Below are 12,193 nucleotides of genomic sequence, written 5' to 3' on the forward strand. Positions count from 1 at the left end.
CAGCTCACGCTAAAATGGTGGAGGGGGAAGGATTCGAACCTTCGAAGTCGTAGACGTCAGATTTACAGTCTGATCCCTTTGGCCGCTCGGGAACCCCTCCTAAGCGAGCCGGCATTTTACATCACGCCGACCTTCTGTCAAGCATTTTCTCATTTAAATTATGAGGTTAGCTGCATTGACGTCGCTTCACACCAAAGCCTCTGAAGGTCTTCACTGCGAAGCGGGCGCCATTCTATGCAAACTATTCGAGAGTTGCAATGCCTTCGCACAGCATTATTTTGTGTTTTAACTCATTGAATTCCTTAGCAAGGTTTTCAAAGGGCAGATCATCCGCCAAGCGCCTGCTTTCAGGGGCCACTCGAAGCCAGTAACCGCTGGCCTCAGGCATGTTCAGCAACTGCACCTTGACCTTTATATCCAGGCTGGTGAGGCGCTGCTCGACAGCTTGCGCCTGACGCTGATCGGTAAATCCTCCGATGTACAGGCAGGAATTTTGCGTGTCGGGCGTTTTTGCACGATCTCTCCGAGCCATCGTTTCGGAAGATTCACTCAGCAATCGTATGTCCTGCTGGGAGCCACGATAAAGGCTCAGGGGGGTGACGTCCTTGGCGCGCAATGGCGCCTCTTGCTGATGCCATATGTAATAAAAGACGTTGAGGATCAGTAGAAGCAGGAACAGCCAACGCATAAACACCTCATAACAACGGACATGCCATTGCCAGACCAATAAATACCAGATCAGGAACAAGCCGCGCCTGCGGCACAGCGTCGAACACTAGGTCAGCATCTCCACCGGTCAGGAACACCGTGAAGTCATCTCCCCAATAACTTCTGGCAAGCTCGATCTGTGTCAACACAAACCCCCTTAGCATCAGTGTACAGCCACGCTCGACCGCCTCGGCGGTTGTACGTCCAGGCGTTAGACGTTCCAGAGCACGCTCAGCAGCAGCATCGTCGTAGCGTATCTTGCGGGTATGCGTGCGCAGCTGGTTGCGCATAAGAGGCAGACCTGGACAAATGAAACCTCCCAAGTGTTTGCCATCGGCATCGATAAAATCGGCAGTCGCCGCAGTGCCAAAATCCAGCACCAGGCAAGCGCCTGACGCCAACTTGTACCCACCAAGGATCGCCAGCCAACGATCAAGACCAAGCCGTTCGAAATCGTCATAGCCATTGCGAACGCCCGCCATCTGCGCAGCCGATGTCGCGCACGAAACAGTGATGCCAAAAGCCTGGACCAATGTCTCGACCAGCTTGTTTGTTTCCTCCAGCGCACGAACGCTCACCAGCCGGCAACGGGTGAGCGACATATCCGGCACCGCATTCAGGCTTTCAATCAATGCGAGATTCGAACCGACAACGCCCTCCGCCACGGCGGCCACCCTGTCGACACCCAGCACTCGCCATTTGATAAAGCTATTCCCACAGTCGAGCTCAAGAATCATCACGCAACCTCAGGCTTAGCTCACCGCCGCTGTAAGTTTTCTCAACACCGTCAACGCTCAAGCGCAACGCACCTTGACGGTCAACACCGAGTACCACTCCATCAATACGACTCACACCGGCGATAAGCGATACCGCTCGCCCTTGCCATGCATGATTGCTCTCCCACTCCTCCTGGAGAGCTGAAAAGCCAGACTCCCTGTGCCGATCCAGGTAGCGCTGGAGCTGCAAGCTGACTTGGGCCACCAAGGCATTACGATCAGCAGCAGAACCCGTCTCAAGCTGTACCGACGTCCATTGCTGGTCAACCTCGGCCTTCTGCATATTCACGTTGATGCCGATGCCGACAACCACGTGACAGATGTCTGCCGGATCCCCCACCAACTCCAGCAATATTCCAGCAATCTTCTTCTGCCCGACCAGTACGTCGTTTGGCCATTTCAAGACTGCGCCCTGCACACCCGACTCTCGCAAAGCCTGGATGACCGCCAAACCCACCACAAGACTCAAGCCCTCCAATTGCCCGAGGCCATCCTCAATACGCAGCACGAGACTGTAATAGATGTTTTGGGCGAATGGACTGACCCACTTTCGGCCACGCCTGCCCCGGCCGGCTGTTTGCTGCTCAGCCAATACCAGAACCGGCGCGGCTTGCGCGGCACCCACCAAGCGCAACGCCTCAGCGTTGGTGGAATCAATCGAGTCATGAATGTGGATAGGCCACGGCAACGAAGGCACACTTCGCGTAATTTCTTCTGCATTCAAAAATACCAGCGGCGATGCTAGCTGGTATCCCTTACCACGCACCTTATGAATAGGCAGATTCAATTCAGCCTCAAGAAGCTGAAGCTGCTTCCACACGGCACTGCGGCTAACGCCCAGGGCGGCACCCAGCGCCTCTCCGGAATGGAATCGGCCATCTTTCAGAAGTTCTAACAGCGTAAGCATGCAGGTATCGCCTCACAATGAGGCACGCATAATAGCCATGCGAAGAGGCATTGCATAGAAAGGCCGCACATCCCCAGCCGGAGATATATACCCCTGGCACTTTTCGACCGACCAAAACAAAACCCCATCTGCTTTCGCAAATGGGGTTTCGGAATTTAATCTTGACGATGACCTACTCTCACATGGGGAAACCCCACACTACCATCGGCGATGCATCGTTTCACTACTGAGTTCGGGATGGGATCAGGTGGTTCCAATGCTCTATGGTCGTCAAGAAATTCGGGTACTGAGTCGTGGCCATGTGGCCTCGCTTCAGCAAATTGGGTATGGGATAGAAGTCGGTGTTTTGTGAGCATCGAACTTTCGGTTCATTGCGTCTTCACACACCGCAATCTGATGCTCTCTCGAGTAGTCAAATTGCTTGGGTGTTATATGGTCAAGCCTCACGGGCAATTAGTATTGGTTAGCTCAACGCCTCACAGCGCTTACACACCCAACCTATCAACGTCGTAGTCTTCGACGGCCCTTCAGGGGACTCAAGGTCCCAGTGAGATCTCATCTTGAGGCTAGTTTCCCGCTTAGATGCTTTCAGCGGTTATCTATTCCGAACATAGCTACCCGGCAATGCCACTGGCGTGACAACCGGAACACCAGAGGTTCGTCCACTCCGGTCCTCTCGTACTAGGAGCAGCCCCTCTCAAATCTCAAACGTCCACGGCAGATAGGGACCGAACTGTCTCACGACGTTCTAAACCCAGCTCGCGTACCACTTTAAATGGCGAACAGCCATACCCTTGGGACCGGCTTCAGCCCCAGGATGTGATGAGCCGACATCGAGGTGCCAAACACCGCCGTCGATATGAACTCTTGGGCGGTATCAGCCTGTTATCCCCGGAGTACCTTTTATCCGTTGAGCGATGGCCCTTCCATACAGAACCACCGGATCACTAAGACCTACTTTCGTACCTGCTCGACGTGTCTGTCTCGCAGTCAAGCGCGCTTTTGCCTTTATACTCTACGACCGATTTCCGACCGGTCTGAGCGCACCTTCGTACTCCTCCGTTACTCTTTAGGAGGAGACCGCCCCAGTCAAACTACCCACCATACACTGTCCTCGATCCGGATAACGGACCTGAGTTAGAACCTCAAAGTTGCCAGGGTGGTATTTCAAGGTTGGCTCCACGCGAACTGGCGTCCACGCTTCAAAGCCTCCCACCTATCCTACACAAGCAAATTCAAAGTCCAGTGCAAAGCTATAGTAAAGGTTCACGGGGTCTTTCCGTCTAGCCGCGGATACACTGCATCTTCACAGCGATTTCAATTTCACTGAGTCTCGGGTGGAGACAGCGCCGCCATCGTTACGCCATTCGTGCAGGTCGGAACTTACCCGACAAGGAATTTCGCTACCTTAGGACCGTTATAGTTACGGCCGCCGTTTACCGGGGCTTCGATCAAGAGCTTCGCGTTAGCTAACCCCATCAATTAACCTTCCGGCACCGGGCAGGCGTCACACCCTATACGTCCACTTTCGTGTTTGCAGAGTGCTGTGTTTTTAATAAACAGTCGCAGCGGCCTGGTATCTTCGACCGGCATGAGCTTACGGAGCAAGTCCTTCACCCTCACCGGCGCACCTTCTCCCGAAGTTACGGTGCCATTTTGCCTAGTTCCTTCACCCGAGTTCTCTCAAGCGCCTTGGTATTCTCTACCCAACCACCTGTGTCGGTTTGGGGTACGGTTCCTGGTTACCTGAAGCTTAGAAGCTTTTCTTGGAAGCATGGCATCAACCACTTCGTCGTCTAAAAGACAACTCGTCATCAGCTCTCGGCCTTAGAATCCCGGATTTACCTAAGATTCCAGCCTACCACCTTAAACTTGGACAACCAACGCCAAGCTGGCCTAGCCTTCTCCGTCCCTCCATCGCAATAACCAGAAGTACAGGAATATTAACCTGTTTTCCATCGACTACGCTTTTCAGCCTCGCCTTAGGGACCGACTAACCCTGCGTCGATTAACGTTGCGCAGGAAACCTTGGTCTTTCGGCGTGGGTGTTTTTCACACCCATTGTCGTTACTCATGTCAGCATTCGCACTTCTGATACCTCCAGCAAGCTTCTCAACTCACCTTCACAGGCTTACAGAACGCTCCTCTACCGCATCACTTGCGTGATACCCGTAGCTTCGGTGTATGGTTTGAGCCCCGTTACATCTTCCGCGCAGGCCGACTCGACTAGTGAGCTATTACGCTTTCTTTAAAGGGTGGCTGCTTCTAAGCCAACCTCCTAGCTGTCTAAGCCTTCCCACATCGTTTCCCACTTAACCATAACTTTGGGACCTTAGCTGACGGTCTGGGTTGTTTCCCTTTTCACGACGGACGTTAGCACCCGCCGTGTGTCTCCCATGCTCGGCACTTGTAGGTATTCGGAGTTTGCATCGGTTTGGTAAGTCGGGATGACCCCCTAGCCGAAACAGTGCTCTACCCCCTACAGTGATACATGAGGCGCTACCTAAATAGCTTTCGAGGAGAACCAGCTATCTCCGAGCTTGATTAGCCTTTCACTCCGATCCACAGGTCATCCGCTAACTTTTCAACGGTAGTCGGTTCGGTCCTCCAGTTAGTGTTACCCAACCTTCAACCTGCCCATGGATAGATCGCCCGGTTTCGGGTCTATTCCCAGCGACTAGACGCCCTATTAAGACTCGCTTTCGCTACGCCTCCCCTATTCGGTTAAGCTCGCCACTGAAAATAAGTCGCTGACCCATTATACAAAAGGTACGCAGTCACCTAACAAAGTAGGCTCCCACTGCTTGTACGCATACGGTTTCAGGATCTATTTCACTCCCCTCTCCGGGGTTCTTTTCGCCTTTCCCTCACGGTACTAGTTCACTATCGGTCAGTCAGTAGTATTTAGCCTTGGAGGATGGTCCCCCCATATTCAGACAAAGTTTCTCGTGCTCCGTCCTACTCGATTTCATGACTAAGAGATTTTCGCGTACAGGGCTATCACCCACTATGGCCGCACTTTCCAGAGCGTTCCGCTAATCTCAAAGCCACTTAAGGGCTAGTCCCCGTTCGCTCGCCACTACTAAGGGAATCTCGGTTGATTTCTTTTCCTCAGGGTACTTAGATGTTTCAGTTCCCCTGGTTCGCTCCATACACCTATGTATTCAGTGTAAGGTAACCATCTTATGATGGCTGGGTTCCCCCATTCAGACATCTCCGGATCAAAGTCTGTTTGCCGACTCCCCGAAGCTTTTCGCAGGCTACCACGTCTTTCATCGCCTCTGACTGCCAAGGCATCCACCGTATGCGCTTCTTCACTTGACCATATAACCCCAAGCAATCTGGTTATACTGTGAAGACAACATTCGCCGAAAATTCGATCATACTCAATTAAGAGCGACTCACAAATTTTACCTTAGCCTGAGCCGTTACCAGTGAAAGTAACGTCCAGTCTATCTTTCTATCACATACCCAAATTTTTAAAGAACGAACTAGTCAAAGACTAGAAATCAACATTCACCATCACAACGATGGAATGCTCATTTCTAAGCTTTCTACAAACAGAAGCAGTAGTGGTGGAGCCAAACGGGATCGAACCGTTGACCTCCTGCGTGCAAGGCAGGCGCTCTCCCAGCTGAGCTATGGCCCCGTATTTCTACAGGCGTTTCCCACACAAAATTGGTGGGTCTGGGCAGATTCGAACTGCCGACCTCACCCTTATCAGGGGTGCGCTCTAACCAACTGAGCTACAGACCCAATTTCGGGCTGCTTCTTTTCGTCTTCTTCAATGAATCAAGCAATTCGTGTGGGAACTTATGGAGCAGCTGATGTCGTCGATTAAGGAGGTGATCCAGCCGCAGGTTCCCCTACGGCTACCTTGTTACGACTTCACCCCAGTCATGAATCACACCGTGGTAACCGTCCTCCCGAAGGTTAGACTAGCTACTTCTGGTGCAACCCACTCCCATGGTGTGACGGGCGGTGTGTACAAGGCCCGGGAACGTATTCACCGCGACATTCTGATTCGCGATTACTAGCGATTCCGACTTCACGCAGTCGAGTTGCAGACTGCGATCCGGACTACGATCGGTTTTCTGGGATTAGCTCCACCTCGCGGCTTGGCAACCCTCTGTACCGACCATTGTAGCACGTGTGTAGCCCAGGCCGTAAGGGCCATGATGACTTGACGTCATCCCCACCTTCCTCCGGTTTGTCACCGGCAGTCTCCTTAGAGTGCCCACCATAACGTGCTGGTAACTAAGGACAAGGGTTGCGCTCGTTACGGGACTTAACCCAACATCTCACGACACGAGCTGACGACAGCCATGCAGCACCTGTCTCAATGTTCCCGAAGGCACCAATCCATCTCTGGAAAGTTCATTGGATGTCAAGGCCTGGTAAGGTTCTTCGCGTTGCTTCGAATTAAACCACATGCTCCACCGCTTGTGCGGGCCCCCGTCAATTCATTTGAGTTTTAACCTTGCGGCCGTACTCCCCAGGCGGTCAACTTAATGCGTTAGCTGCGCCACTAAGAGCTCAAGGCTCCCAACGGCTAGTTGACATCGTTTACGGCGTGGACTACCAGGGTATCTAATCCTGTTTGCTCCCCACGCTTTCGCACCTCAGTGTCAGTGTTGGTCCAGGTGGTCGCCTTCGCCACTGGTGTTCCTTCCTATATCTACGCATTTCACCGCTACACAGGAAATTCCACCACCCTCTACCACACTCTAGTCAGTCAGTTTTGAATGCAGTTCCCAGGTTGAGCCCGGGGATTTCACATCCAACTTAACAAACCACCTACGCGCGCTTTACGCCCAGTAATTCCGATTAACGCTTGCACCCTCTGTATTACCGCGGCTGCTGGCACAGAGTTAGCCGGTGCTTATTCTGTCGGTAACGTCAAAACAATCACGTATTAGGTAACTGCCCTTCCTCCCAACTTAAAGTGCTTTACAATCCGAAGACCTTCTTCACACACGCGGCATGGCTGGATCAGGCTTTCGCCCATTGTCCAATATTCCCCACTGCTGCCTCCCGTAGGAGTCTGGACCGTGTCTCAGTTCCAGTGTGACTGATCATCCTCTCAGACCAGTTACGGATCGTCGCCTTGGTGAGCCATTACCTCACCAACTAGCTAATCCGACCTAGGCTCATCTGATAGCGCAAGGCCCGAAGGTCCCCTGCTTTCCCCCGTAGGACGTATGCGGTATTAGCGTCCGTTTCCGAACGTTATCCCCCACTACCAGGCAGATTCCTAGGCATTACTCACCCGTCCGCCGCTCTCAAGAGAAGCAAGCTTCTCTCTACCGCTCGACTTGCATGTGTTAGGCCTGCCGCCAGCGTTCAATCTGAGCCATGATCAAACTCTTCAGTTCAAACATCTTTGGGTTTTTAAGAAACCCTAAACTTGGCTCAGCAATCGTTGGTTACATCTTTGATTTCTCGCGGAGTAACTTGTGATGCTGATAATCTTGTTGACCATCAGTCTGACCCCACAAGCACCCACACGAATTGCTTGATTCAGTTGTTAAAGAGCGGTTGGTTAAGAGCTATTCGTCTCAACCGAGGCGCGCATTCTACAGCAGCCTCATTTGCTGTCAAGCGGTTATTTTCAGAAGTTTTCGAAGATTTCTTCAACAACTTCAACCACTTGCGCTTGCGATCTCTCGTAAGCGGGAGGCGAATTCTACAGCGTTACACGCTGCTGTCAACACCTCTTTTTCAACTTCCTTTTGGCTTCGATGGACTGAAGCAACTTGCTGCCGAAACCTACTTAACTCATTGTTTACCAAGGAGTTTTCCGTTTCGACTGCGCCGGAAGTGGGGCGAATTATAGAGCGATATAATTCGCCGTCAAGCCCTTATTAACGACTTATTCGGATTTGAGCGTGATACGCGCAAATGCCTTCTTTCCCGCCTGGCAAACATGAGTCGCGCCCAGCTCGTATATAAAGGTGCGATCAACCACCTCACCATCTATACGCACACCGCCCGAACCGAGAAGGTCACGGGCAACCGCTGAGTTCTTCACCAGGCCCGCCTTATTAAGGACAGCCGCGATCGGCATTGCCTCTGCCGCCGTCAACTCGATCTCCGGCAGGTCGTCCGGCAACTCGCCATCCTTCATACGATTACCCGCCGCACGGTGAGCGTTGGCCGCAGCCTCTTCACCATGGAAACGCGCCACGATCTCTTCGGCCAGCTTGATCTTCACATCACGCGGGTTTGCACCTGCCTCCACATCAGCACGCAACGCATTGATCTCATCCATCGAGCGGAAGCTCAGCAACTCGAAGTAACGCCACATCAACGAATCCGGAATGGAAACCAGCTTGCCGTACATCACGCCCGGCGCTTCCTGGATGCCGACATAGTTGCCCAGCGACTTGGACATCTTCTTGACGCCGTCCAACCCCTCCAGCAACGGCATGGTCAAAATGCACTGAGCTTCCTGCCCATAGGCACGCTGCAGCTCACGCCCCATCAACAGGTTGAACTTCTGATCCGTCCCGCCCAGCTCGACATCCGCGCGCAAAGCTACCGAGTCATACCCCTGGACCAACGGGTAAAGAAACTCATGGATAGCGATCGGCTGATTGGTGGAATAGCGCTTGTCGAAGTCATCGCGCTCGAGCATGCGCGCGACGGTGTATTGCGACGTCAGGCGGATGAAGTCCGCCGGCCCCATCTGGTCCATCCAGGTGGAGTTGAATGCCACCTCGGTTTTGGCCGGATCAAGGATTTTGAATACCTGGGTCTTGTAGGTCTCGGCATTGTCGAGCACTTGCTCGCGAGTGAGCGGCGGGCGCGTTGCGCTCTTGCCGCTCGGGTCGCCGATCATCCCGGTGAAGTCACCGATAAGGAAGATGACTTGATGACCCAGCTCCTGGAACTGACGCAGCTTATTAATAAGCACGGTATGGCCAAGATGCAGATCCGGCGCGGTTGGGTCAAAGCCGGCCTTAATACGCAGGGGTTGGCCACGCTTGAGCTTTTCGACCAGCTCAGCTTCGACCAACAGTTCTTCCGCACCACGTTTTATCAGCGCTAGCTGCTCTTCAACCGACTTCATAACAGACCCGCAAGGCTCAGATTCAAAAGGGAACCAACCATACAAGATCAGGGACTAATTACAAGTTTTGCCCTGCGCACGGACACCATTGCACAAGCCCAGCGTTCGCGAGCTTGCGCCACAGATGATTTGGTTATATTTTATACAGTTATTTCATCTTCATCATGTCATTCATCTTTTCCATTTCATCTTCAAAGTCAAAATACCTATGACCACTGAACCGTCTAAAGCGCCGCCGCTTTACCCGAAGACCCACCTGCTCGCCGCAAGTGGTATCGCCGCCCTTCTCAGCCTGGCACTCCTGGTATTCCCTTCCAGTGACGTAGAAGCCAAACGAACATCCCTAAGCCTCGACCTGGAAAGCCCTGTTGAGCAACTGACACAAGATCAAGACGCTTCCGACGCTCAACAAGCCACAAATACCCCTGCTGAGTCTCCGTTCGCACAGATTGAAAACACGCCTGAAGAGACTCAGGAAGCCGCCCAGGAAAAGCCCGCAGCAGTTGCAGCCAAGAGTCCTCAGCACCGCGAAGTGATCGTGAGTAAAGGTGACACGCTGTCAACGCTGTTCGAAAAGGTTGGATTGCCTGCCGCCACCGTCAATGACGTCCTGGCCACCGATAAGCAAGCCAAGCAATTCACCCAGCTCAAACATGGGCAGAAGCTTGAGTTCGAACTGACGCCCGATGGCCAGTTGAACAACCTGCACACCAATATCAATGACCTGGAAAGCATCAGCCTGAGCAAAGGCGCAAAGGGTTTTGCCTTCAATCGCATCACCACCAAACCGGTCATGCGCTCAGCCTACGTACACGGCGTGATCAATAGCTCGCTGTCGCAATCCGCCGCCCGCGCCGGCCTGTCCCACAGCATGACCATGGATATGGCCAGCGTGTTTGGCTACGACATCGACTTCGCCCAGGACATTCGCCAGGGTGACGAATTCGATGTGATCTACGAGCAGAAAGTTGCCAACGGCAAAGTGGTCGGCACCGGCAACATCCTGTCTGCGCGCTTTACCAACCGCGGCAAAACCTACACCGCAGTGCGCTATACCAACAAACAGGGCAACAGCAGTTACTACACCGCAGATGGCAATAGCATGCGCAAGGCGTTCATCCGTACACCGGTGGACTTCGCTCGTATTAGCTCGCGTTTCTCCATGGGTCGCAAGCATCCAATTCTGAACAAAATCCGCGCTCACAAAGGTGTCGACTATGCCGCTCCCCGTGGCACGCCAATCAAGGCAGCTGGCGACGGTAAGGTTCTGTTGGCCGGGCGTCGCGGTGGTTACGGCAACACAGTGATCATTCAGCACGGCAACACCTACCGTACGCTGTATGGCCACATGCAAGGGTTTGCCAAGGGCGTCAAAACCGGTGGCAACGTGAAGCAGGGGCAAGTGATCGGTTACATCGGCACGACCGGCCTGTCCACCGGGCCGCACTTGCATTATGAATTCCAGGTCAACGGAGTACACGTTGATCCATTGGGCCAGAAACTCCCGATGGCCGACCCGATCGCCAAAGCAGAACGCGCGCGCTTCATGCAACAAAGCCAGCCACTGATGGCCCGTATGGATCAGGAGCGCTCCACCCTGCTGGCTTCGGCGAAGCGTTAAGGCATGCCGCGTTATATCGGTGTGATGTCCGGGACCAGTCTCGATGGCCTGGATATCGCCCTTATCGAACAAGATTCGGCGATCAGTCTGATCGCCACCCATTACATCCCCATGCCTGCCCCTCTGCGCGCCGAGCTGCTAAGCCTGTGCGCCAGCGGCCCGGATGAGATCGCCCGTTCGGCAATCGCCCAGCAATCCTGGGTGACACTCGCCGCTCAAGGCATCCGCGCTTTGCTGGACCAGCAAAACCTCACACCCCAGGACATCCGCGCGATTGGCAGCCATGGGCAGACCATCCGCCATGAACCTGCCCGAGGTTTTACGGTACAGATCGGCAATCCTGCGTTGCTCACCGAGCTGACTGGCATCACGGTGGTCAGTGACTTCCGCAGCCGCGACGTAGCCGCAGGCGGTCAGGGCGCACCCTTGGTACCTGCCTTCCACGAGGCGCTGTTCGGTGAAAGTACCGGCAAGCGTGCGGTGTTGAATGTCGGCGGTTTCAGCAACCTGAGCCTGATAGAAACCGGCAGGCCGGTATCGGGCTTCGACTGCGGCCCGGGTAATGTCTTGCTGGACGCGTGGATTCATCATCAACGTGGCGAACACTTTGATCGTGACGGGCAATGGGCAGCCAGCGGCAAGGTTCAGCCGCAGTTACTCAACACGCTGCTCAGCGACCCTTTTTTCGCGACCAAAGGCCCGAAAAGTACCGGCCGGGAAGTTTTCAATCTGCGTTGGCTGCAGCAACATCTCGACGGGCTGCCAGCGTTTCTTCCCGAGGACGTGCAAGCCACATTGCTGGAGCTGACCAGCCTGACCATCGTCGAATCCCTGCAAAGCGCCCAACCTCAGACAGAAACCCTGTTGATATGCGGCGGCGGCGCCCACAACGGGACGCTGATGAATCGATTGGCCGCGCTGCTACCGTCCACACAGGTCAGTAGCACCGCGCTCTATGGCGTAGACCCGGACTGGGTGGAAGCCATGGCCTTCGCCTGGCTGGCCCACTGCTGCCTGGAAGGCATCGCCGCGAACCGCCCTAGCGTCACAGGTGCTCGCGGGCTGCGCGTGCTGGGCGCGATCTACCCGGCCTGATCTCCAGGCAGCAA

At 54.0% G+C, this 12,193-nt stretch carries 6 protein-coding genes, 3 tRNA genes and 3 rRNA genes; 2 read left to right on the top strand and 10 right to left on the bottom strand.

Annotated elements, in window-relative coordinates:
* Nucleotides 1-15 precede the first annotated feature (15 nt).
* The 10 genes from C4J84_RS23255 to tyrS form a co-directional block, all read right to left on the bottom strand.
* A tRNA-Tyr gene (locus C4J84_RS23255) sits at nucleotides 16-100 on the bottom strand.
* A 141-nt stretch (nucleotides 101-241) separates the two neighbouring features.
* Nucleotides 242-688, bottom strand: coding sequence for a hypothetical protein (locus tag C4J84_RS23260; protein WP_124364617.1), 447 nt, complete (start codon nucleotides 686-688; stop codon nucleotides 242-244).
* A gap of 7 nt (nucleotides 689-695) precedes the next feature.
* Entirely contained in the window at nucleotides 696-1,445 is a 750-nt protein-coding gene (locus C4J84_RS23265; RefSeq protein WP_124436164.1) for a pantothenate kinase, read from the bottom strand.
* Nucleotides 1,435-2,391, bottom strand: coding sequence for a bifunctional biotin--[acetyl-CoA-carboxylase] ligase/biotin operon repressor BirA (gene birA, locus C4J84_RS23270; RefSeq protein WP_124372027.1), 957 nt, complete (start codon nucleotides 2,389-2,391; stop codon nucleotides 1,435-1,437). The genes C4J84_RS23265 and birA overlap by 11 nt, the downstream gene beginning before the upstream one ends.
* 159 nt (nucleotides 2,392-2,550) lie before the next feature.
* Nucleotides 2,551-2,666: ribosomal RNA gene (gene rrf / locus C4J84_RS23275) — 5S ribosomal RNA — on the bottom strand.
* A 157-nt stretch (nucleotides 2,667-2,823) separates the two neighbouring features.
* Nucleotides 2,824-5,715: ribosomal RNA gene (locus tag C4J84_RS23280) — 23S ribosomal RNA — on the bottom strand.
* Between the two features lie 249 nt (nucleotides 5,716-5,964).
* Nucleotides 5,965-6,040 (bottom strand) — tRNA-Ala (locus C4J84_RS23285).
* Nucleotides 6,041-6,070: 30 nt separating this feature from the next.
* Nucleotides 6,071-6,147, bottom strand: a tRNA-Ile gene (locus C4J84_RS23290).
* 82 nt (nucleotides 6,148-6,229) lie between these two features.
* Nucleotides 6,230-7,766: ribosomal RNA gene (locus C4J84_RS23295) — 16S ribosomal RNA — on the bottom strand.
* The 16S, 23S and 5S rRNA genes sit together here with 2 tRNA genes alongside, the layout of an rRNA operon.
* 497 nt (nucleotides 7,767-8,263) lie before the next feature.
* Entirely contained in the window at nucleotides 8,264-9,463 is a 1,200-nt protein-coding gene (gene tyrS / locus C4J84_RS23305) for a tyrosine--tRNA ligase (RefSeq protein WP_124364620.1), read from the bottom strand.
* A gap of 208 nt (nucleotides 9,464-9,671) precedes the next feature.
* Between tyrS and C4J84_RS23315 the strand changes: the two genes are divergently transcribed.
* Nucleotides 9,672-11,084, top strand: coding sequence for a peptidoglycan DD-metalloendopeptidase family protein (locus tag C4J84_RS23315; protein WP_124365211.1), 1,413 nt, complete (start codon nucleotides 9,672-9,674; stop codon nucleotides 11,082-11,084).
* Nucleotides 11,085-11,087: 3 nt separating this feature from the next.
* Nucleotides 11,088-12,179, top strand: coding sequence for an anhydro-N-acetylmuramic acid kinase (locus C4J84_RS23320; protein ID WP_124372028.1), 1,092 nt, complete (start codon nucleotides 11,088-11,090; stop codon nucleotides 12,177-12,179).
* Nucleotides 12,180-12,193 lie beyond the last annotated feature (14 nt).

It is taken from the genome of Pseudomonas sp. R11-23-07, assembly GCF_003852295.1.
In the GTDB taxonomy this organism is placed as follows: domain Bacteria; phylum Pseudomonadota; class Gammaproteobacteria; order Pseudomonadales; family Pseudomonadaceae; genus Aquipseudomonas.